Genomic DNA, 20,505 nt, shown 5'->3' with positions numbered 1-20,505 from the left:
CTCCTGGCAAAACAAAAAGGTGTGCTGGAGAACGTCGGTTTTCAAGGGTTGCGGATGTTAACCCTTAGCTGGCCGGAATGCAAAGCCTCTGATCGAAAACCGCTGGTCGGCATGGGGTACGAGGACTATCATGCGCGCCTTCGAATTCAGCCTCGACAAGGCACGGACCCATGCTAGTACTGGGATTGGAAACATCCTGCGACGAAACCGGCGTCGCATTATACGACAGCGAACGTGGCCTGCTGGCCGATGCGCTGTTCAGTCAAATCGACCTGCACCGCGTCTATGGCGGCGTGGTGCCGGAGCTGGCCTCGCGTGATCACGTCAAGCGCATGCTGCCCTTGATCCGCCAGGTACTGGCCGAGGCCGGCTGTGTCGCCACCGAGATCGATGCGATCGCCTACACCGCTGGCCCCGGGCTGGTCGGCGCGCTGCTGGTCGGCGCTTCCTGCGCCCAGGCGCTGGCGTTCGCCTGGGACATCCCGGCGATCGGCGTACACCATATGGAAGGTCACCTGTTGGCGCCCATGCTGGAAGAGACCCCACCAGAGTTCCCGTTCGTCGCTTTGTTGGTCTCCGGCGGCCATACCCAGCTGGTGCGGGTCGATGGCATCGGTCAGTACGAGCTGCTGGGCGAAAGTCTGGACGATGCGGCAGGCGAGGCGTTCGACAAGACGGCCAAGCTGATCGGCCTGAATTACCCCGGAGGCCCGGAAATCGCCCGTCTGGCCGAAAAAGGCGTGCCGGGCCGCTTCGTGTTCCCACGGCCGATGACCGACCGCCCAGGCCTGGAGTTCAGCTTCAGTGGTCTGAAGACCTTCGCCCTGAATACTTGGCAGCAATGCCGGGATGCCGGCGATGATAGCGATCAGACCCGCTGCGACCTTTCGCTGGCGTTCCAGCAGGCGGTGGTCGAGACGTTGACCATCAAGTGCAAGCGCGCGCTCAAGCAGACTGGCCTCAAGCGCCTGGTCATCGCCGGTGGTGTGAGCGCCAACAAGGCCTTGCGCGCCTCGCTGGAAACCATGCTCGCCAGTCTCCATGGCAACGTTTACTACGCACGTCCCCAGTTCTGCACCGACAACGGCGCGATGATCGCCTATGCCGGTTGCCAGCGGCTGCTGGCCGGGCAACGCCAGGACCTGGCGATCAGCGTGCAGGCGCGCTGGCCGATGGAGCAGTTGTCAGCCTTATGAGGCGGGGTGTTGCCGGGCAGGCGTTAGAAATGTCGTTCGCGCCCGGCAAACAGGTCGCGTAGATTGCTGCGGTGGCGCCAGACGATGAGTACTGTAAGCACGGTGATTGGCAGCAGTGCCTCAGGTTCGCGCCAGGCCAGCAATGGCAGTGTCAGCGGTGTGGCAATCAATGCGGCGAGGGAACTGGTGCGGGTCAGGTAGAAGGTCAGCAGCCAGGCGGCGATGGCCAGCAAGGCGGCCGGAAAGTACAGGCCCATGAGCATGCCGGCTGCGGTGGCCACGCCCTTGCCGCCCTTGAAGCAGAAGTAAAGCGGGAACAGATGACCGATGACCGCGCATAGGCCGATCCAGGCTTGCTCCTGAAGGCCGAGGCCGGCCAGTTGGGCGAGCAGCACGGGCAACAGCCCCTTGCACAGGTCGCCGAGCAGGGTCAGGATCGCCAGCTTGCGGCCCGCCAGGCGTAGCATGTTGGTCGCGCCGGCGTTGCCTGAGCCGCTCGAACGCGGGTCCGGGCTGCCGCTGAGGCGGCTGAGGACGATGGCGAAGGACAGAGAGCCGAGCAGGTAGGCAAGCAGCGCCAATAACCAAAACATGCTAACTATTCCGGGCGAGGACGCCTTGATTCTAACGGCGCCAGTCGCCCTTGTCGTGCTGTGGAGAGAAGTGCTTGGACAGAGTGTTCATCGAAGGCCTGGAAGTCGAGACCGTCATCGGTGCCTATGACTGGGAGCGGGATATTCGCCAGTGCCTGCGCCTGGACCTGAGTTTCGCCTGGGACAACCGCCCGGCGGCAGCAGGCGACGACCTGAGCCTTGCCCTGGACTACGCCAGTGTGAGCGCGCGTATTCAGGCGTTCGCCGAGCAGTCGCGCTATGAGCTGGTGGAGACCTTCGCCGAACGCTTGGTTGCGGCGCTGATGGAAGAGTTCAACATCCCTTGGGTACGCCTGAAGCTGACCAAGCCCGGCGCCGTGCCGGCTGCCCGCGGTGGTGTTGGCGTGGAGATTGAGCGCGGATGTCTTTGAGCACGGTTTACCTGGGCCTGGGCAGCAATATCGACCGGGAGGTGCACCTGTGCGCCGGGCTCGATGCGCTGGCGAGCTTTCTGCAGGGCATGCACTGCTCTCCAGTGTTCGAGAGCCAGGCGGTGGGCATCAAGAGTGGGCCTTTCTACAACCTGGTGGTGACCGGCAAGACCGACCTGCCGCTGCTGGAGCTGGACCGTCGGCTCAAGTTCATCGAGGCGGACAATGGTCGCTATGCGCCTGAGCGCAAAGGCCTGCCGCTGGACATCGATGTGCTGATGTATGACGACTTGTTGGGGACGTTCAATGGCTTGGTGCTACCACGGGCCGAGATTCTGAAGAACGCGTTCGTGTTGTGGCCGCTGTCGCTGATCGCGCCGCAACTGGTGCATCCCGGTGAAGGCAAAAGCATGGCTCAGCTGTGGCAGGAGGCGCGGATCGAGCAGGTGCTGGCGCCGGTACCGTTCCAGTGGCGCGGGTTGCAGCTGACGCCACTGCAGCCGATCTGAAGCCATCTGCGTGGGAGCGAGGGCACCCGGTGAATGCGGTATTAACCCAGCGCTCATCGTTGCGCCCGCTCCCATGGCCAGCCATTCAGCGTTGCCTGTAGGCCTCGAGCGCCGTCAGCCGGGCCTCCTTCAGCGCTTCGCCCAGTGCCTGCCCGGTCAGGCCTTTCTCCACCAATCCCTTCACATCGACCGCCTTGGCCACTGCCGCCGCGCCGCGCAGGTAGTCGGCTTGTGGATAGGCCTGGTTCTCGCCTCGGCTTCGCGCTTGTGCCTGGCAGGCGGCGATGAAGTCCTCCAAACGCTGGGGACGACGGTACACATCGAACTTCTGCAGTAACTCGATAAGCTCAGCAGCGCTCAGTTCCAGAGCACCATGGCACAGCGTTTGGCATTCCACGACCAGCAAGGCCAGTTCCTGGGACTCCCGGGGCGCCTTGAACCGCCGGTTGAGGGCCTTGGCCTGGTCCAGGTCGGTAAGTTCATGCAGCAGGCAGGCCCAGCGTACGTGGAGCGGTAACTGCTCGCCGGCGGCCTGTTCCAGTGCTTGCAGGGTATGGCTTTGCTGCTTGTCCAGCAGTGCGTCCACCTCTGGCATCAGGACCTTCAGGGCGCCGCAGTCGCGCAGCACCTGGATGAATACCTGGGGTTGATCCTCCATCAGCGCGCGCTCTATCTCCTTCCAGCTGCGTTCGGCGGTAAGCGCCTGCAATTCGCCGGATGCGCTGATCTGGCGCATCAGCTCGAGCGTTTCGTCGGCAACCCGAAACCCCAACGGCGCATAGCGGGCGGCGAAGCGGGCCACCCGCAGTACGCGCAGCGGATCTTCGGCGAAAGCCGGGGAAACATGACGCAATAAGCGCTGCTCCAGATCCTTCTTGCCATGATAGGGATCGTACAAATTGCCTAGTTCGTCTTCGGCCATGGCGTTGATGGTAAGGTCCCGGCGGATCAGGTCCTCTTCGAGGGTTACATTGGGGCTGGCATGGAAGGTAAACCCACCATAACCCCGCCCGCTCTTGCGTTCGGTACGCGCCAAGGCGTACTCCTCGCCCGTGCGCGGATGAATGAACACCGGGAAATCAGCCCCGACCGGGCGGTAGCCCAGGGCCTGCATCTGGTCGACCGTAGCGCCGACTACCAGCCAGTCGATATCGCTGACCGGGCGCCCGAGCAGGCGATCGCGTACCGCGCCACCGACTTTATAGATCTGCATGAAAAACCTCCGTGACTGCCGACAGGATACCCTGTCGACAGCTACGGAAGGGGGCTCTAGAGGTGGTGGACCACTGCCAGGTCCATGCGACCGTACTCTCCCGCTTCGCTCTGGTCGCCCCGGGGAGGCATGTGATGGGTCTTCATGACCTGGTCGCCTTGCACGGTTTCCAAGTGGATATCGAAGCCCCACAGACGATGAAGGTGCTTGAGCACTTCCTCGGTGGAGTCGCCCAGCGGCTTGCGATTGTGCTGCTGGTGGCGCAGGGTCAGGGAGCGGTCGCCGCGACGGTCGATGCTCCAGATCTGCACGTTGGGTTCGCGATTGCCCAGGTTGTACTGGGCGGCCAGTTGCTCTCGGATGATCCGGTAGCCAGCTTCGTCGTGGATCGCCGGTACCAACAGGTCGTCGCGCTGGTCGTCATCCAGGATGCTGAACAGCTTGAGGTCTCGGATCACCTTGGGCGAGAGGTATTGCAGGATGAAGCTTTCGTCTTTGAAGCTGCTCATGGCGAACTTGAGGGTGGAAAGCCAGTCGCTGCCGGCGATGTCAGGGAACCAGCGACGATCTTCTTCCGTAGGGTGTTCGCACATGCGACGGATGTCCGTGTACATCGCAAAACCCAGGGCATAAGGGTTGATACCGCTGTAGTAAGGGCTGTCGAAGCCCGGCTGGAACACCACGCTGGTGTGCGACTGCAGGAACTCCATCATGAAGCCTTCGGTCACCAGGCCTTCATCGTAGAGGTCGTTCATCAGGGTGTAATGCCAGAACGTCGCCCAGCCTTCATTCATGACTTGGGTCTGTCGCTGCGGGTAGAAGTACTGGGCAATCTTACGCACGATACGCACCACTTCGCGCTGCCAGGGCTCGAGCAGCGGCGCGTGTTTTTCGATGAAATAGAGGATGTTTTCCTGCGGTTCGGCGGGGAAGCGCACATCATCGCGTTCATTGCCTTTTTCCGAACCCTTCGGGATGGTGCGCCACAGGTCGTTGATCTGCCGTTGCAGGTGCTCCTCGCGCTCTTTCTGCCGCCGACGCTCTTCCTCGGCAGAAATGGGGTAGGGGCGCTTGTAACGGTCGACGCCGTAGTTCATCAGGGCGTGACAGGAATCGATGAGGTCTTCGACGGCATCGATGCCGTGGCGCTCCTCGCATTGGGCGATGTACTGCTTGGCGAACACCAAGTAGTCGATGATGGAGCTGGCGTCGGTCCAAGTGCGGAACAGGTAGTTGCCCTTGAAGAAGCTGTTGTGGCCATAGCAGGCATGGGCGATTACCAGCGCCTGCATGCACATGGTGTTTTCTTCCATCAGATAGGCGATGCACGGATCGGAGTTGATCACGATCTCGTAGGCCAGGCCCATCTGGCCACGGCTGTAGGACTTCTCCGTACTGAGGAACTGCTTGCCGTAGGACCAATGGTGATAGCCCAGCGGCATGCCGACGGAGGCATAGGCGTCCATCATCTGCTCGGCAGTGATCACCTCGATCTGGTTGGGGTAGGTGTCCAAGGCGTAGCGCTCGGCCAGGCGGCTGATTTCGCGGTCATAGGCCTGGATAAGCTCGAACGTCCACTCGGACCCGGTGGAGATGGGTTGGCGTCTCTGCTCTCTGGCGGTCATGTGGCTAACCTGCGCTGGAAGAGTTCACGGAAGACCGGGTAGATATCACCGGCCGATACCAACTGCTGCTGGGCGAAGGTATCTGGGAAAGCCTCGCCGATGCGCTCGTATTCATACCAGAGCGCCTGGTGTTCGCGAGGGGTGATCTCGACGTAAGTGTAGTACTGCACATGCGGCATGATCTGCTTGGAGAGGATGTCGCGGCAGATCGGCGAGTCGTCGTTCCAGTTGTCGCCGTCCGAGGCCTGGGCGGCATAGATGTTCCAGTCGCTGGCCGGGTAGCGTTCGGCCATGATTTCCTGCATCAGCTTGAGTGCGCTGGAAACAATGGTGCCGCCGGTTTCACGGGAGTAGAAGAACTCTTCTTCGTCCACCTCGCGCGCGCTGGTGTGGTGGCGAATGAATACCACCTCGATGCGATCGTAGTTCCGCTTGAGGAACAGGTACAGCAGGATGAAAAACCGTTTGGCGATGTCCTTGGTGGCCTGGGTCATGGAGCCGGACACGTCCATCAGGCAGAACATCACCGCTTTGGAGCTGGGGTTGGGCTGCTTGACCAGCAGGTTGTACTTGAGGTCGAAAGTGTCGAGGAAGGGCAGGCGGTTGATGCGTGCCTTGAGGCGTTCAATCTCGGCCTCGGTGGCCTGGATATCGGTGAAATTGTCCGGCTCCTCGACCTTGAGGCGGGCGAGCTCAGCCTGGGCCTCGCGTAGCAGGGCACGGCTGCTGCCGGTCAGGGCAATACGCCTGGCGTGGGCAGAGCGCAGGGTGCGGACAATGTTGATGCGCGAGGGGTTACCTTCGTTGGCGATGCCTGCACGCACGGTCTTGAAGGTGTCGGCGCCGGTCAGGTGACGCTTGACCAGGTTAGGCAGTTCCAGGTCCTCGAACATGAATTCGAGGAATTCTTCCTGGGTGATCTGGAACACGAAATCATCCATGCCCTCCCCGGAATTGCCGGCCTTGCCGCGGCCGCCACCCCCTCCGCCACCCTGTGGCCGGGGGATATGCTCGCCTGCGGTGAACTCTTTGTTGCCGGGGTGGATGATGGTCTGTTTGCCGCCACGACCATGGTGCAGCACGGGTTCGTCGATATCACGACCCGGAATGCTGATCTGCTCGCCATGCTCCATGTCCATGATGGAGCGGCGGCTCACGGCCTCTTCGACGGCTTTCTTGATGTGCTCACGGTACCGCCGCAAGAAGCGTTGGCGGTTGACCGTGCTCTTGTTCTTGCCGTTCAGGCGTCGGTCGATTACGTAGCTCATGGTCCCTCCGGTGACTGGATGCAGCTGCAAGCCTCAAGCTGCAAGAATGAGCAGCCACCGCTGCTGCAAGCTGTGGCGCGAGACGTCGCCTGGCGCCGGACAGCTTGCAGCTTGCGGCTTGTCGCTTGCCGCTTTATTGCGATTTCCTGACCCGCAGATACCATTCCGACAGCAGGCGAACCTGTTTGTCGGTGTAGCCACGCTCCACCATCCGGGTGACGAAGTCGTTGTGTTTCTGTTGATCCTCCTTACTGGCCTTGGCGTTGAAGCTGATGACCGGCAGCAGGTCTTCGGTGTTGGAGAACATTTTCTTCTCGATCACCACGCGCAGCTTCTCGTAGCTCAGCCAGCTGGGGTTCTTGCCGTTGTTGTTGGCTCGCGCCCGCAGCACGAAGTTGACGATCTCGTTGCGGAAATCTTTTGGGTTGCTGATGCCGGCCGGCTTCTCGATCTTCTCCAGCTCTTCGTTGAGGGCAATGCGGTTGAGGATCTCGCCGGTTTCCGGGTCGCGGTACTCCTGGTCCTGGATCCAGAAGTCGGCGTACAGCACGTAGCGGTCGAAGATGTTCTGGCCGTATTCGCTGTAGGACTCCAGATAGGCGGTCTGGATCTCCTTGCCGATGAACTCGATGTAGCGGGGAGCCAGGTATTCCTTGAGGTAACGCAGGTAACGCTCGCGTACTTCGGCAGGGAACTGCTCCTGTTCGATCTGCTGTTCGAGCACATAGAGCAGGTGCACCGGGTTGGCGGCGATTTCATGCGGATCGAAGTTGAACACCTTGGAGAGGATCTTGAAGGCGAAGCGGGTCGACAGGCCGTTCATGCCTTCATCGACACCGGCGGCGTCGCGGTATTCCTGGATCGACTTGGCCTTCGGATCGGTGTCCTTGAGATTCTCACCGTCGTAGACGCGCATCTTCGAGTAGATGTTGGAGTTCTCCGGCTCCTTCAAGCGCGACAGCACGGTGAACTGCGCGAGCATCTTGAGGGTGTCCGGTGCGCAGTGGGCCTTGGCCAGCGAGCTGTTGATCAACAGTTTGTCGTAGATCTTCACTTCGTCGCTGACACGCAGGCAGTACGGCACCTTGACGATGTAGATTCGGTCGATGAACGCCTCGTTATTCTTGTTGTTGCGGAAGGTGTGCCATTCCGATTCGTTGGAGTGGGCCAGCAGAATCCCGGAGTAGGGGATCGCTCCGAGGCCTTCGGTGCTGTTGTAGTTGCCTTCCTGGGTGGCGGTGAGCAGCGGGTGCAGGACCTTGATCGGCGCCTTGAACATCTCGACGAACTCCATCAGGCCCTGGTTGGCCCGGCACAGCGCGCCCGAGTAACTGTAGGCGTCGGCGTCGTTCTGCGGGAATTCCTCGAGCTTGCGGATATCCACCTTGCCGACCAAGGCGGAAATGTCCTGGTTGTTCTCATCGCCTGGTTCGGTCTTGGCGATGGCGATCTGGTTGAGGATGGAGGGGTAGAGCTTGACCACCCGGAACTTGGAGATGTCGCCGCCGAACTCCTGCAGGCGCTTGGTGGCCCACGGGGACATGATGGTGTTCAAGTAGCGGCGCGGGATGCCGAATTCTTCTTCAAGAATGGCGCCGTCTTCGCTGGCATTGAACAGCCCCAGGGGCGATTCGAACACCGGGGAGCCCTTGATGGCGTAGAAAGGGACCTTCTCCATGAGCTGCTTGAGCTTCTCGGCCAGGGACGATTTGCCGCCACCCACCGGGCCCAGCAGGTACAGGATCTGTTTCTTCTCTTCCAGGCCCTGTGCGGCATGGCGGAAGTACGAGACGATCTGGTCGATGCATTCTTCCATGCCGTGGAAGTCGGCAAAGGCCGGATAGCGCCTTATTACCTTGTTGGAGAAGATTCGCGACAGCCTGGAATTCGTTGAGGTATCGACCAGCTCTGGTTCGCCTATGGCCAGCAACAGCCGTTCGGCCGCCGATGCATAGGCACTGCGATCCTCTTTGCACAGCTCGAGGTACTCCTGCAGCGAGAATTCTTCCTGGCGGGTTGACTCGAAACGTTGTTGGAAGTGGCTAAAAATGCTCATGACGTCACCTCGCTCGATACGTTGGAGCCGACGCCGGATCAGTCAGCATGATGCTGGCATGCAACCGGGCTGGCCGATTGCTGTATACCCCCCAGAACACCCGTAGAAACGCTACCGATGACCCGCACGCCGGTGTACCGGCTCTCCCCTTTTTTGGATGGCCTGGGCTTAAGGATAGTTGGTTATACGGGAGGTCAAGGGCGCGAGGCCGAGAAGATACTCACGACCGTTCGTCAGGAAAGGCCCAAGCCCGCACGTGGCGCGGGCTGCGGGAAAATGAAAAATTTTATTCGGCGCCGCCTTGAGCGGTTTCAGCCGGGTAGGTGTTGCGCCACAGCTCGAAGCCGCCATCGAGGCTGTACACCTCGGAAAAGCCCTGGCCCACCAGATAGGCCGCGGCGCTCTGGCTGGAATTGCCGTGGTAGCAGACCACCAGGGTCGGTGCATCGAGGTCGGCATTGCGGATGAACTCCGCGACCGAATGGTTATCCAGATGTGTGGCGCCGCTGATATGGCCGGCAGCAAACGCCTGTGGGTCGCGAATGTCGACGACCACCGCACCTTGCTCACGCAAGGCCAGGGCCTGCTCGGGAGGGATGCGCTTGAATTCGCTCATGGGTCGGTTTCCTTCGGGGCTGATCGTTAAGTCTAGTCGGTTATGCCGATTGGCGTGGGGTGCCATCGTCGGCGCACTCGCAGCGGTGGAATTCGCCGCTGTCAACGTTGTACAGCGTCATGGCGCCACCCCAGACGCAACCGGTGTCCAGGCCGATGACATCGGGGACATCGACACGACCTTCCAGGGCGGCCCAGTGGCCGAAGAGGATCTTCACATGACGTGAGCGGCGGTCCTTGTGGGCGAACCAGGGCTTATAGCCCTTGGGGGCGCTGTCCAGGCCTTCCTTGCTCTTGAGGTCGAGCTTACCCTCGGCAGTGCAAAAGCGCATGCGGGTGAAATAGTTGGTGATGACCCGCAGGCGTTCGACGCCGGTCAGGTTCTTGCTCCATTTGTTCGGTTCGTTGCCGTACATGCCATCGAGAAAGAGCTGCAGGCGAGTGTCGTCGCGCAGCACTTCCTCCACTTCGGCCGCCAGTTCGAGCGCCTTGCCCAGGGTCCACTGGGGCGGGATGCCGGCGTGGACCATGGCGATACCGCGTGCCTCGTCATAGTGCAGCAGCTTCTGCTGGCGCAGCCAGTCGAACAGCTGGTCGGCGTCTGGTGCTTCGATGATCTCGCGCAGGGTGTCGCTCTTCTTCAAGCGCTCGACGTTGTACCAGGCTGCCAGCAGATGCAGGTCATGGTTGCCCAGCACACACACCAGCGACTGGCGGATCGAATACAGAAAGCGCAGGGTCTCGAGGGACTCGGGGCCGCGGTTGACCAAGTCGCCTACCAGCCACAGGCGGTCCACGGCGGGGTTGAAGTGCACGCGTTCGAGCAAGCACTTGAGCGGCTGCAGGCAGCCCTGCAGGTCGCCGACCGCGTACACCGCCATCAGTGCAATGCTCCAGGCACGGCCAGGCGGAACGGCGCGATAGGCGCATCGAAGTGTTTGCCGTCCTCGGCGAACATCTGGTAGCTGCCCTGAATGGTACCGACACGGGTCGTGAGCACCGCGCCGCTGCTGTAGGTGTGGCTGTCGCCTGGCTCGATGAGCGGTTGCTGGCCGACCACACCCGCCCCGCGAACCTCATCGACTTCCCCGTCACCGTTGGTGATCAGCCAATGGCGTGAGACCAGACGGGCCTTGAGCGTGCCGTTGTTTTGCACAGTGATCGTGTAGGCGAAGGCAAAGCGGTCGTTGTCGGGATCGGATTGTTCTTTGAGGTAACGGGTCACGACGCTGACGTCGATCTGATAGCGGGGGTCTGACATGCAAAGGCCTTGGACGAGCGGACGCAAATACTGCAATGGTTGCAGTCTAGGCCATGGACGGGGCTTGAGGCCAGTTATGCAGGGCCTGGCGTCGCTTGTAGACATTATCGGCCCCATCACGGGTTTGTCTGCGCGATGGGGCCACACCAATGGCGTGTGCTTAGCTGGCGCTTGGCTGCTCGGCCAGCTTGTCGGCCAGGCGTACGAACGCCGCGAGATCCAGTTGTTCTGGACGCAGGCTGCCATCGACACCCGCGGCCTCGATGGCCTGGCTGTCGAGCAGCCCTTTAAGGGTGTTGCGAAGGGTCTTGCGACGCTGGTTGAAGGCCTCGCGCACGATGCGTTCTAGCAGGCGTGGATCCTTGGCCGGGTGCGGCAGGGTTTCATGCGGTACCAGGCGGACGATGGCTGAGTCCACTTTCGGCGGCGGGTTGAAGGCGCCAGGGCCGACGTTGAACAAGTGTTCCACGCGGCAGTGGTACTGCACCATGATCGACAGGCGGCCCCAGTCGCCGCCTCCTGGGCCGGCGGCCAAACGCTCGACCACTTCCTTTTGCAGCATGAAGTGCATGTCGCGGATCAGGTTGGCGTGTTCCAAGAGGTGGAAGATCAGCGGGGTGGAGATGTTGTAGGGCAGGTTGCCCACCACCTTGAGGCTGCGCTCAGGCACGCCCAACTGATTGAAGTCGAACTTCAAGGCATCGCCCTGGTGCAGGCGGAAGTTGTCCCGGTCTGCAAACTTGTGCTGGAGAATCGGCACAAGGTCCTTGTCCAGCTCGACGACGTCCAGTTGGGCGCCGCTGCCCAGCAGGCCTTCGGTCAGGGCGCCTTGGCCCGGGCCGATTTCCAGCAGATGCTCGCCGGGTTTGGCATTGATGGCACGCAGGATGCGGTCGATGATGCCGGCGTCGTGCAGGAAGTTCTGGCCGAAGCGCTTGCGCGCCCGGTGTTGGTATTGCTCGGTCATGGTCGGTTCTCGGCCATCTGGTAGGCGGTTTCCAGGGCGACACGCAGGCTGCCGGTGTCGACTTTGCCGGTGCCAGCCAGGTCCAGGGCGGTGCCGTGGTCGACCGACGTGCGGATGATCGGCAAGCCCAAGGTCACGTTGACTGCGGCGCCAAAGCCTTTGTACTTGAGTACCGGCAGGCCCTGGTCGTGGTACATCGCCAGCACCGCATCGCAGTGCTCCAGATATTTGGGGGTAAACAGGGTATCGGCCGGTAGCGGACCACGCAGGTCCATGCCTTGGCTGCGTAGGCGCTGCAAGGCGGGCTCGATGATGTCGATTTCTTCGCGGCCTAGGTGACCGCCTTCGCCGGCATGCGGGTTGAGACCGCAAACCAGGATGCGGGGCTGGGCGATACCGAACTTGTCGCGCAGGTCGGCATGCAGGATCCGCGTGACCCGCTCCAGGCGCTCGGCGGTGATGGCGTCGGCGACGTCACGTAGGGGCAGGTGGGTAGTCACCAGCGCCACGCGCAATCCATGGGTGGCCAGCATCATCACCACCTGGTTGGTGTGGGTAAGGTCAGCCAAAAATTCGGTATGGCCGGAGAAAGCGATGCCGCTTTCATTGATCACGCCCTTGTGCACCGGTGCGGTGATCATGCCGGCGAAATGCCCATCCAGACAGCCTTGGCCAGCGCGGGTCAAGGTCTGCAGCACGAACGCGGCATTAGCCTTGTCCAACTGCCCGGGTACAACCGGGGTGGCCAATGGCGTATCCCAGACATACAGGCTGCCGGCGGGGGCGGGTTGGTCGGGCCAGGCGCCTTGGATGACCGGCAGCAGATTGACAGCCAGCCCCAGCTGCGTGGCCCGCTCGGCGAGCAGGTCACGGCTGGTGATGGCGATCAAGGGATGAGGCTGAGCCTCGGCGGCCAGCAGCAGGCACAGGTCTGGACCTATGCCGGCCGGCTCGCCGGGCGTGACGGCGAAGCGCAGGGGCTTCACTGGGCGGCCTGGTCGGCGCCAGGCAGCTTGATTTCAACGTAGGCTTCGTCGCGGATCTGACGCAGCCAAGTCTGCAGCTCTTCATCGTACTTACGGTTGCGCAGCACACTCAGGGCCTGCTGTTCACGCGCTTGCTCGGTGCTGTCGGTAGCGCGGCGGCCCAGCACTTCCAGTACGTGCCAGCCGTACTGGGTACGGAACGGACGGGTCACTTCGCCCTGGGGGGCGTTGGCCATCTGTTCGCGGAACTCCGGCACCAGGCTGTTGGGGTCAACCCAGTTGAGGTCGCCACCGTTGAGGGCCGAACCTGGGTCTTCCGAGAAGCTCTTGGCCAGCTCGCCGAAGTCTTCGCCGTTCTTGATGCGCTCATACAGGCGCTCGGCCAGTTGCTCGGTGGCCGCATCGCTGCGGATCTCGCTTGGCTTGATCAGGATATGGCGAACATGGACTTCGTCACGCAGCACGCTGGCATTGCCCCCACGCTTTTCCTCGAGCTTGAGGATAATGAAGCCGTTGGGGATGCGGATTGGCTGGGTGATATCGCCGTCGGCCATGCTGCTCAACATCTTGGCGAAATCAGGTGGCAGTTGGCCGGCTTTACGCCAGCCCATCTCACCGCCTTCCAGGGCGTTCTCGCTGGCGGAGCGGGCGATGGCCATCTGGCCGAAGTCCGCACCTTGCTTGAGCTGCTGGTAAACGTCACCGGCTTGGCGGGCGGCCGCCTGGATTGCCTCGGAGTTGGCGCTTTCCGGGGTCGGGATCAGGATGTTGGCCAGACGGTACTCTTCCGACAGTTGCATCTTGCCCAGGTCGGAGTTGAGGTAGTTTTTCACTTCCTGTTCGGAGACCTGGATACGCTCGGCCACACGGCGTTGGCGCACGCGGCTGATGATCATCTCGCGCTTGACCTGGTCACGGGCGTCGTCGAACGACAGGCCATCGTGGGCCAGGGCGGCACGGAACTGATCGAGGCTCATGCCGTTGCGCTGGGCAATGGTACCGATGGCCTGGTTGAGCTCTTCGTCAGTGATGCGGATGCCCGAACGTTCGCCGATCTGCAGTTGCAGATTCTCGACGATCAGGCGCTCCAGCACTTGCTGCTCCAGGGCTCCGGCCGGGGGCACGCCGCCGCCGCGCTTGGCGATGGTCTGCTGCACTTCGCGGATGCGTTGATCCAGTTGGCTTTGCATGACCACGTCGTTGTCGACGATGGCCACCACGCGGTCCAGAGGTTGTACCGCGGCATGCACCGCGCCACTCAGCAATGCAGCGCCCAGCAGCAGCGGGCGCAGTCGATCAATAAGCTTGGTCTTCACGTGTACGGTAACCTTGAATGCCTTCGTCGAGGAACGTCTCGACCTTGTTGCCCACAACGCCGCCGAGGCCTTTGAGGACGATTTGCAAGAAGACGCCGTGGTCGCCCTTCTCGTTTTGCGGCAGTGCCTGGCTGAAGTCGTCGTAGTCGATCCAGTAACGGTTGATCAGACGCAGCTTCCAGCAGCAGTTGTCGTACTCGAAACCACCCATGGCTTCCAGGGTGCGGTTGCGGTTGTAGTCATGCTGCCAGCGACCGATCACGCTCCACTGAGGAACGATCGGCCAGATGACCGAGAAGTCGTGCTGCTGGATCTTGTAGTAGTCCTTGACGTAGTTCGGGCTGCCCGGGGTGCCGTAGTCGCCACCACCCACCTGCCAGGTGCCGGTGAGCGAGTCGTAGCGAACCAGGTCGTTGCGGTAGCGGTAGCCTGCGTTGATGACCTTGTTCGGGTTGTCTTCCGGCTGGTAGTGGAACATGGCGCTGCCGGAGCGTGGCTTGCGGCTGTCCGGGTCCCAGTTGTAGTCAGAGTTGAAGCGCCAGTCGCGGTTGAAGGCGTACTGGTATTCCAAGGCGTACGGGGAAACGTCCGACTGCGAGTCGGCACGGGTCCGCCAGTCGATACCTGGCATCTGCACCTTGCGGTCGCGGAAGTACAGGGCCTGGCCGACGCTCAAGCGCTGGCGCTCGAAGCCGTTTTCCTCGATCCAACGGTTAGTCACGCCCAGCGACAGCTTGTTCTCGTCGCCGATGCGGTCGGAGCCGCTGAAGCGGTTGTCGCGGAACAGCGAGGCGTAGTTGAAGTAAGTTTCTCCAGTGTCGAAGACCGGGATGTCCTTCTGATCCTCATACGGCACGTAGAGGTAGAACAGGCGCGGTTCGAGGGTCTGGCGGTAGTTCTTGCCGAACCATTGGGTGTTGCGGTCGAAGTACAGGCCGCTGTCGACGCTGAAGACCGGAACACTGCGGTTTTGAGTGCTGGAAAAGTCGCCACGTAGCTCACGTGTTGCCGGGCTGGCATTGGCAAGATCGGTCTTGCCCTTGTTGTCCAGGTCCAGATCGTAGTGCGTATAGACGTACTTCAGCTTCGGTTTGAGGAACCCGTAGCTGGCTTCCATCGGCAAGCTGATGGCTGGCGCGGCATTCAGGCGGGTGCCGTTGGCGCGCGCGAGGCCGAAGACGTTCTGATCGAGGCGTCGACCTGGCGCACCCGCGGAGGTGTCCGGCAAACCATCTTCGTTATAAACGAAGTCGTCCTTCAGGTCACGATCGAAGCGCACGGCTTCGGTCTGGTAGCTGAAGTCGAACCCGCCCGGGTGATAGGGCAGGAGGCCGTTGAAGGTGACTTGCGGCAGTTTGTCGTATGGCGTGACCCGCGACAGCGTGGCCATTTCATACGCATGCACGTTCAACCGCGCCTGATAGCTATCACCGCGGTAGGTAAGCGCACCCTGCTGATTAACCACATCCCGACTTTCAACACCAATCTGACCGGTTTCCAGATCCTGGAAGTAGAACGGGTCGCTAATGTCGGTGTAGTCAACCTCGCTCATCAAGCGCGAATCCAGCCCGCCCTTGTGCTGCCAGTTGTACATCCAGCGCTGTTCTTTGTAGTCGGTCTGATCTTTACGATCGTCGTTCTTGTCGTTCAGGTACGCAGCACCGAGCTGGCCTTCGCTGGACTTGGTGAGGTAGCGGAATTCGCCTTCCATCAACATGCCGCGTTTGGCCATGTAGCGCGGGTACAGCGTGGCGTCGTAGTTTGGCGCCAGGTTGAAGTAGTACGGCGTGACCAGCATGAAGCCGGTGTCGCTGCTGGTGCTGAACGACGGCGGCAGGAAGCCGGACTGGCGACGGTCGTCGATCGGGAAGTAGATGTACGGTGTATAGAACACCGGGAAATCCTTGACCCGCAGGGTGACGTTGGTCGCGGTACCGAAGCCGGTGGCCGGGTTCAGGGTGATGTTGTTGCCCTTGAGCTGCCATGCGTTGCTGCCCGGCTCACAGGTGGTGTAGGTACCGTCCTTGAGGCGGATGATGGCGTTTTCGCCACGCTTGGCGTACAGCGCGTTGCCGCGAATGTGCGACTTGTGCATCACGTATTCGGCGTTGTCGACCTTGGCCTCGCCGGTATCCAGCTGGATTTCGGCCTGGTCGCCGACGACCAGCGAGCCATTGTCGCGCAGCTTGACGTTGCCCTTGAGCTCGCCGCGGTTCTCGGCCTGGTACAGGTTGGCCTCGTCGGCCTGGACCTGCATGCTGCCCTGGCGCATGACCACGTCACCGGCGAGGGTGGCGATCTGCTGCTCCTGCTGGTAGCGGGAGACCTTGGCGTTCAGGTAGGTCGGCGCTTCGTCCTTGGGCGTGGTGTCATCCATGCCAGGACGCGACGGCTCGATGTAGGCGCCACCGCAGTACGGACCGGTCTCAGCCAATTGGGCGGCGGTGAGTTTGTCGCGGGGAACCCAGTCAAGGTGGCTGTAGTCTTCGCTACGCGACTTCAGGCCGCGGCCCTTGCTCTCGGTGACCAGCACCGGCTTGGGTTCGCCATCGGCGTCGGTCTCGGCGACCTGGGCGTCACCGCCCGAGCTCAGCGCGGCGCCTTCATGCACTGGGCGCGGCGGCAGGTTGTTGGCCGTGGTCTTGGGCTTGCAGTCCCAACCACCGGAGGCGGACACTTGGCAGTCGAACTGCTCGGCTGCCACCACGTATGACGTGGCCAGAGGTTGCAGAGCCAGCAGACCGCCAGTCACCAGCAACGGAAACTTTCTACGAAACGCGGGGGATTTCAATGCCATCTTATTAGTCCGGGCTTCCTGCGTGCCATCTGCCCGCGTGTGGGGCCGCACGCCTCTCGATGGTCTGAAAAAGATGCTGGATAATAAAGCATGACCCGCTTGACGGCTAGGGCCGTCGGAGACCCTTGTAATGCCCGATCACGATGTACGCCTGCAACAACTGACCGCTTGGCTCGATGAGCAGCTTGACCGTCTTTTCCGTGAAAACGCCTGGGGCGAGGTGCCAGAAGGCGCCCTGACCGCCGCCAGCAGCGACGCGAGCTTCCGTCGCTACTTCCGCTGGCAGGGGGGCGCACGCAGCTTCGTGATCATGGATGCGCCGCCGCCACAAGAGAATTGCCGGCCCTTCGTCGACATCGATCATCTACTGGCCAGGGCCGGCGTGCACGTGCCGGCCATCCACGCCCAGGATCTGGAGCGTGGCTTCCTGTTGCTGGGGGATCTGGGCCGTCAGACCTACCTGGATGTCATCGATGCCGGCAATGCCGATGCCCTGTTCGCCGATGCCATCGACGCCTTGCTGGCCTTCCAGCGCCTGCCGATGGACGCGCCGTTGCCCAGCTACGATGTCGCCCTGCTGCGCCGCGAAGTGGAGCTGTTCCCCGAATGGTACGTCGGGCGCGAGCTGGGCCTGGCGTTCACCGATTCGCAGCAGGCGACCTGGCAGCGGGTGAGTCAGTTGCTGATCGACAGTGCCCTGGCCCAGCCCAAAGTCCTGGTGCATCGCGACTATATGCCGCGCAACCTGATGCAGAGCACACCGAACCCTGGCGTGCTGGACTTCCAGGACGCCGTCTACGGCCCGGTGACCTATGACATCACCTGCCTGTTCAAAGACGCGTTCGTCAGTTGGCCCCAGCTGCGAGTCGAGGGCTGGCTACGCGATTACTGGCAGAAAGCCCAAGCGGCCGGCATCCCCGTGCAGGCCGACTTCGAGGACTTCCACCGCGCCAGTGACCTGATGGGCGTGCAGCGTCACCTGAAGGTCATCGGCATCTTCGCCCGTATCTGCCACCGCGACGGCAAGCCGCGATATCTGTCTGACGTGCCGCGATTCTTCGCCTATATAGATGAAGTGATCAGCCGTCGTCCCGAGCTGGCCGAACTGGGGCAACTGATCGCCGAGCTGAAGGCCGGAGCGCGTTCATGAAGGCTATGATCCTGGCAGCGGGCAAGGGCGAGCGCATGCGCCCCCTGACCTTGCATACTCCCAAGCCACTGGTGCCAGTGGCAGGCCAGCCATTGATCGAATATCACCTGCAGGCGCTGGCCAAGGCGGGCTTCACCGAGGTGGTGATCAACCACGCCTGGCTGGGCCAGCAGATCGAGGATCACCTGGGCGACGGTGCCCGGTTCGGCCTGCACATTCGCTACTCGCCCGAGGGCGAACCGCTGGAAACCGGCGGCGGGATCTTCAAGGCGCTGCCGTTGTTGGGCGATGCGCCGTTTCTGCTGGTCAATGGCGATATCTGGACCGACTACGACTTCGCCCGGCTGCGCGTGCCCATGAGGGGGCTTGCGCACCTTGTACTGGTCGACAATCCAGGCCATCACGGCCGTGGTGACTTTCGTCTGGATGGCGATTCGGTTGTCGATGGCGACGAGGCACCTGGCACCCTGACCTTCAGCGGCATCTCCGTACTCGATCCTGCATTGTTCGAAGGCTGTGAGCCCGGCGCGTTCAAGCTCGCGCCATTGCTGCGCCATGCAATGGCCGAGGGGCGGGTGAGCGGTGAGCACTTCCAGGGGCGCTGGGTCGATGTCGGCACCCTAGAGCGCCTGGCCGAGGTCGAGCGTTTGATCGGCGAGCGCGTTTGATATGTGGTGGCCAAGCACATTGATAGGTGCCGGCGCCGGTTTCGCCGTGGCCAGCATCCCCGGTGCGTTGCTCGGGGCCTTGCTTGGCCAGGCCATGGACCGGCGCCTGCGTCTGGAGGGCTGGGAAGACCTGCGTGAGCGTCTGGGTGGACGCCCGGCATTGCGTGACGAGGAACTGCTATTCGTCCTGCTCGGGCGACTGGCCAAGAGCGATGGCCGTGTCGTGGATGGGCACATCCAGCAGGCCCGCCAGGAAATGACCCGTCTGGATATGGCTGAGCCGGCTCGGTTACGGGCAATCGCCGCCTTCAATCGTGGCAAGTCGGGCAAGGTGCGTGTGGGGCGCTATTTGCAGCGGATCAAGCAACAGCCCCATGCCGCTGAAGGCACCCTACGCGCCTGCTGGCGGATGGTCTGGGCGGATGGCAAGGCGGGGATGCGTGAACGCGAGCTGCTGCTGGAGTGGGGGCGCCGGCTAGGCCTGTCGCGGACTCAGATCCAGGCGCTGGCTCTTGAATACGAACCGCGCAAGGCGGCTCCGGAGGGCGCCGTGTTGACCTACGCAGCAGCCCTGCGCCTACTCGGGGTCGAGGCGGACAGCGAGATCGAGCACGTCAAGCAAGCCTATCGCCGGCTGGTCAGCAAGCATCATCCGGACAAGCTCGCCGGCAGCGGGGCCAGCGACGCGCAAGTGCGCGAGGCGACCGAGCGCACCCGTGAGCTACACCAGGCCTATGCCCTGGTGCGCAAGCGGCGCGGGCTTTGACGCCTCTGACCTGGGGCGGGCGCGCGGCCGCGATGGGCTGCAAGGCAGCCCCTCCGATCACTCCTGAGGCATCAGCCACCCACGCACCCGGCGGAACAGCTGCTCCTGCTGCGCCGCCGCATTCCCCGGCATGGCAATCAGCGACAGCTGCCGATACTGGCTGTCCTTCTGCCGCTTGCTGGCCTGCAGGCGCTGCTCGGCAGCACGGCGGTCACGCGGCTGCGTGCTGTAGTAGACGTCGGCGGTCGGCACCTTCACGGTGGGCGCCAGAGCTTCGAGGTCCTGTTCCACCTGGGCCGGTGTCTGCGCGGCGATCATCACCAGCTTTTGCACCTGTGGCGGCTGTCGCTCGCTGAGGTAGCGCGCGGCCCAATAAGCGCCGCTGCCATGGCCGACCAGGGCGATGCTGCGCGCATTGTGCTGCTGGGCAAAAGCCACTGCGGCGTCGAGGCGGGCGAAGATGCGCTCGGCATCGGCCGGATCGTTTTGCTCGGCGGCTTCCTTGGCATCGGTGCTGTCGGCCGCATCGGCTTCGGCGGCCGTGGCCTGGGCAACGTTGGCGTTGGCATCTTCCGGCGTGTCCTTGGCGGGCGCCGATTCGCCTTCGCCCTTTTCAGGTTCGGGGGCAGGCTTGCTCTCGGCTCGCGGCTGCGGGCTCTCGCTGACAAGGTCCGGCAGGCTGATGCTCAAGCTGTGCCAGCCGACATCGGGAAACTTGCGCCGCAGCGGCCCGACAGCATTGGGCCAGTCGGCGTTTTCACCGGCACCCGGGACGATGATCACAGCGCCCTTGGGGTCGGCATCGTTGGCCGGCTTCCACAAAGCGAGGAAGCTTTCGGCGCCCGCCTGCAAGGTTTGCTGTTCGGCCTTGGGCACGGTACGTTCGAGCGCCTGGGCATCTTCCTGGCTGCGTTCGGCCAGGGGTGGGCGAGGTGCGGGCGCCGTGGGCGACTCTGCGGCGGCGGGAGGTGTTTGAGGTTCGGCGGCCTGTGTGCCGAGCGGTAGGATCGTGGCCAGGCAGCAAATGGCCAGCGTCGTGCGATAAAGTGTGAACATGAATCAACCCAAGGCCAGAATGATACCGGCAG

General features: G+C 62.4%; 19 protein-coding genes. 6 read left to right on the top strand and 13 right to left on the bottom strand.

Annotated features, from left to right (window positions below; all coding sequences use genetic code 11):
* The first annotated feature begins 170 nt into the window (after nucleotides 1–170).
* A complete protein-coding gene (gene tsaD / locus J5X93_RS23850) occupies nucleotides 171–1,196 on the top strand; it encodes a tRNA (adenosine(37)-N6)-threonylcarbamoyltransferase complex transferase subunit TsaD (RefSeq protein ID WP_043210373.1) in 1,026 nt (341 codons plus the stop codon).
* Nucleotides 1,197–1,219: 23 nt separating this feature from the next.
* On the opposite strand, the gene plsY is transcribed toward tsaD, so the two are convergent.
* Nucleotides 1,220–1,789, bottom strand: coding sequence for a glycerol-3-phosphate 1-O-acyltransferase PlsY (gene plsY / locus J5X93_RS23845; protein WP_043210374.1), 570 nt, complete (start codon nucleotides 1,787–1,789; stop codon nucleotides 1,220–1,222).
* 74 nt (nucleotides 1,790–1,863) lie between these two features.
* Here plsY and folB point away from each other — a divergent pair, with 74 nt between their 5' ends.
* Together folB and folK are read left to right on the top strand one after the other, a co-directional pair.
* Complete coding sequence (gene folB, locus J5X93_RS23840) at nucleotides 1,864–2,220, top strand: dihydroneopterin aldolase (RefSeq protein WP_043210375.1); 357 nt, start codon at nucleotides 1,864–1,866, stop codon at nucleotides 2,218–2,220.
* Nucleotides 2,211–2,729, top strand: coding sequence for a 2-amino-4-hydroxy-6-hydroxymethyldihydropteridine diphosphokinase (folK, locus tag J5X93_RS23835; protein ID WP_250034113.1), 519 nt, complete (start codon nucleotides 2,211–2,213; stop codon nucleotides 2,727–2,729). The genes folB and folK overlap by 10 nt, the downstream gene beginning before the upstream one ends.
* An 85-nt stretch (nucleotides 2,730–2,814) precedes the next feature.
* Here folK and J5X93_RS23830 read toward each other — a convergent pair whose 3' ends face one another.
* From J5X93_RS23830 to J5X93_RS23780, 11 genes are all read right to left on the bottom strand, one after another.
* The gene (locus tag J5X93_RS23830) at nucleotides 2,815–3,942 is read right to left on the bottom strand and encodes a multifunctional CCA addition/repair protein (protein ID WP_250034110.1); all 1,128 of its coding nucleotides are present in this window, start codon (nucleotides 3,940–3,942) and stop codon (nucleotides 2,815–2,817) included.
* A gap of 56 nt (nucleotides 3,943–3,998) precedes the next feature.
* Entirely contained in the window at nucleotides 3,999–5,567 is a 1,569-nt protein-coding gene (locus J5X93_RS23825) for a SpoVR family protein (RefSeq protein WP_043210380.1), read from the bottom strand.
* A complete protein-coding gene (locus J5X93_RS23820) occupies nucleotides 5,564–6,835 on the bottom strand; it encodes a YeaH/YhbH family protein (RefSeq protein ID WP_043210382.1) in 1,272 nt (423 codons plus the stop codon). Before J5X93_RS23820 ends, J5X93_RS23825 begins: the two co-directional genes overlap by 4 nt.
* A 133-nt stretch (nucleotides 6,836–6,968) precedes the next feature.
* The gene (locus tag J5X93_RS23815; protein WP_043210384.1) at nucleotides 6,969–8,891 is read right to left on the bottom strand and encodes a PrkA family serine protein kinase; all 1,923 of its coding nucleotides are present in this window, start codon (nucleotides 8,889–8,891) and stop codon (nucleotides 6,969–6,971) included.
* A gap of 286 nt (nucleotides 8,892–9,177) precedes the next feature.
* A complete protein-coding gene (gene glpE, locus J5X93_RS23810) occupies nucleotides 9,178–9,507 on the bottom strand; it encodes a thiosulfate sulfurtransferase GlpE (protein WP_043210386.1) in 330 nt (109 codons plus the stop codon).
* Between the two features lie 40 nt (nucleotides 9,508–9,547).
* Nucleotides 9,548–10,387, bottom strand: a complete 840-nt coding sequence (locus tag J5X93_RS23805) for a symmetrical bis(5'-nucleosyl)-tetraphosphatase (RefSeq protein WP_043210389.1) — start codon at nucleotides 10,385–10,387, stop codon at nucleotides 9,548–9,550.
* The gene (gene apaG, locus J5X93_RS23800; protein ID WP_250034107.1) at nucleotides 10,387–10,767 is read right to left on the bottom strand and encodes a Co2+/Mg2+ efflux facilitator ApaG/CorD; all 381 of its coding nucleotides are present in this window, start codon (nucleotides 10,765–10,767) and stop codon (nucleotides 10,387–10,389) included. Before apaG ends, J5X93_RS23805 begins: the two co-directional genes overlap by 1 nt.
* Before the next feature lie 160 nt (nucleotides 10,768–10,927).
* Entirely contained in the window at nucleotides 10,928–11,734 is an 807-nt protein-coding gene (gene rsmA / locus J5X93_RS23795) for a 16S rRNA (adenine(1518)-N(6)/adenine(1519)-N(6))-dimethyltransferase RsmA (RefSeq protein ID WP_043210394.1), read from the bottom strand.
* Nucleotides 11,731–12,720, bottom strand: a complete 990-nt coding sequence (gene pdxA, locus J5X93_RS23790) for a 4-hydroxythreonine-4-phosphate dehydrogenase PdxA (RefSeq protein ID WP_043210396.1) — start codon at nucleotides 12,718–12,720, stop codon at nucleotides 11,731–11,733. The genes rsmA and pdxA overlap by 4 nt, the downstream gene beginning before the upstream one ends.
* Entirely contained in the window at nucleotides 12,717–14,036 is a 1,320-nt protein-coding gene (surA, locus tag J5X93_RS23785) for a peptidylprolyl isomerase SurA (protein ID WP_043210397.1), read from the bottom strand. Before surA ends, pdxA begins: the two co-directional genes overlap by 4 nt.
* Nucleotides 14,017–16,833 (bottom strand): LPS-assembly protein LptD, encoded by a 2,817-nt coding sequence (locus J5X93_RS23780; RefSeq protein ID WP_102081042.1) that lies wholly within the window; start codon nucleotides 16,831–16,833, stop codon nucleotides 14,017–14,019. The genes surA and J5X93_RS23780 overlap by 20 nt, the downstream gene beginning before the upstream one ends.
* Nucleotides 16,834–16,963: 130 nt before the next feature.
* On the opposite strand from J5X93_RS23780, the gene J5X93_RS23775 reads away from it, so the two are divergent.
* Genes J5X93_RS23775 through J5X93_RS23765 form a run of 3 tightly spaced genes read left to right on the top strand, consistent with a single transcriptional unit; the run spans nucleotide 16,964 to nucleotide 19,417 of the window.
* On the top strand, nucleotides 16,964–17,983 hold the full coding sequence (locus tag J5X93_RS23775; protein ID WP_090346209.1) for an aminoglycoside phosphotransferase family protein: 1,020 nt from the start codon (nucleotides 16,964–16,966) through the stop codon (nucleotides 17,981–17,983).
* Entirely contained in the window at nucleotides 17,980–18,651 is a 672-nt protein-coding gene (murU, locus tag J5X93_RS23770) for an N-acetylmuramate alpha-1-phosphate uridylyltransferase MurU (RefSeq protein ID WP_070571934.1), read from the top strand. The genes J5X93_RS23775 and murU overlap by 4 nt, the downstream gene beginning before the upstream one ends.
* Before the next feature lies 1 nt (nucleotide 18,652).
* Entirely contained in the window at nucleotides 18,653–19,417 is a 765-nt protein-coding gene (locus J5X93_RS23765; protein ID WP_043210406.1) for a TerB family tellurite resistance protein, read from the top strand.
* Nucleotides 19,418–19,474: 57 nt separating this feature from the next.
* On the opposite strand, the gene J5X93_RS23760 is transcribed toward J5X93_RS23765, so the two are convergent.
* The gene (locus tag J5X93_RS23760; protein WP_090346203.1) at nucleotides 19,475–20,473 is read right to left on the bottom strand and encodes an alpha/beta hydrolase family protein; all 999 of its coding nucleotides are present in this window, start codon (nucleotides 20,471–20,473) and stop codon (nucleotides 19,475–19,477) included.
* Between the last annotated feature and the right edge of the window lie 32 nt (nucleotides 20,474–20,505).

Source organism: Pseudomonas sp. BYT-1, from assembly GCF_023611805.1.
Lineage (GTDB): Bacteria > Pseudomonadota > Gammaproteobacteria > Pseudomonadales > Pseudomonadaceae > Aquipseudomonas > Aquipseudomonas guariconensis.
Note: the sequence above shows the minus strand (reverse complement) of the source record. Positions and strands in the feature narration are given on the sequence as shown.

Excerpts from the sequence above, each read along its gene's own strand:
- J5X93_RS23805 (WP_043210389.1), bottom strand. The coding sequence starts at position 10,387 with ATGGCGGTGTACGCGGTCGGCGACCTGCAGGGCTGCCTGCAGCCGCTC.
- folK (WP_250034113.1), top strand. The coding sequence starts at position 2,211 with ATGTCTTTGAGCACGGTTTACCTGGGCCTGGGCAGCAATATCGACCGG.
- apaG (WP_250034107.1), bottom strand. The coding sequence starts at position 10,767 with ATGTCAGACCCCCGCTATCAGATCGACGTCAGCGTCGTGACCCGTTAC.
- J5X93_RS23775 (WP_090346209.1), top strand. The coding sequence starts at position 16,964 with ATGCCCGATCACGATGTACGCCTGCAACAACTGACCGCTTGGCTCGAT.
- J5X93_RS23830 (WP_250034110.1), bottom strand. The coding sequence starts at position 3,942 with ATGCAGATCTATAAAGTCGGTGGCGCGGTACGCGATCGCCTGCTCGGG.
- J5X93_RS23780 (WP_102081042.1), bottom strand. The coding sequence starts at position 16,833 with ATGGCATTGAAATCCCCCGCGTTTCGTAGAAAGTTTCCGTTGCTGGTG.
- J5X93_RS23760 (WP_090346203.1), bottom strand. The coding sequence starts at position 20,473 with ATGTTCACACTTTATCGCACGACGCTGGCCATTTGCTGCCTGGCCACG.
- plsY (WP_043210374.1), bottom strand. The coding sequence starts at position 1,789 with ATGTTTTGGTTATTGGCGCTGCTTGCCTACCTGCTCGGCTCTCTGTCC.
- J5X93_RS23825 (WP_043210380.1), bottom strand. The coding sequence starts at position 5,567 with ATGACCGCCAGAGAGCAGAGACGCCAACCCATCTCCACCGGGTCCGAG.
- glpE (WP_043210386.1), bottom strand. The coding sequence starts at position 9,507 with ATGAGCGAATTCAAGCGCATCCCTCCCGAGCAGGCCCTGGCCTTGCGT.
- J5X93_RS23815 (WP_043210384.1), bottom strand. The coding sequence starts at position 8,891 with ATGAGCATTTTTAGCCACTTCCAACAACGTTTCGAGTCAACCCGCCAG.
- J5X93_RS23820 (WP_043210382.1), bottom strand. The coding sequence starts at position 6,835 with ATGAGCTACGTAATCGACCGACGCCTGAACGGCAAGAACAAGAGCACG.
- rsmA (WP_043210394.1), bottom strand. The coding sequence starts at position 11,734 with ATGACCGAGCAATACCAACACCGGGCGCGCAAGCGCTTCGGCCAGAAC.
- tsaD (WP_043210373.1), top strand. The coding sequence starts at position 171 with ATGCTAGTACTGGGATTGGAAACATCCTGCGACGAAACCGGCGTCGCA.
- murU (WP_070571934.1), top strand. The coding sequence starts at position 17,980 with ATGAAGGCTATGATCCTGGCAGCGGGCAAGGGCGAGCGCATGCGCCCC.
- J5X93_RS23765 (WP_043210406.1), top strand. The coding sequence starts at position 18,653 with ATGTGGTGGCCAAGCACATTGATAGGTGCCGGCGCCGGTTTCGCCGTG.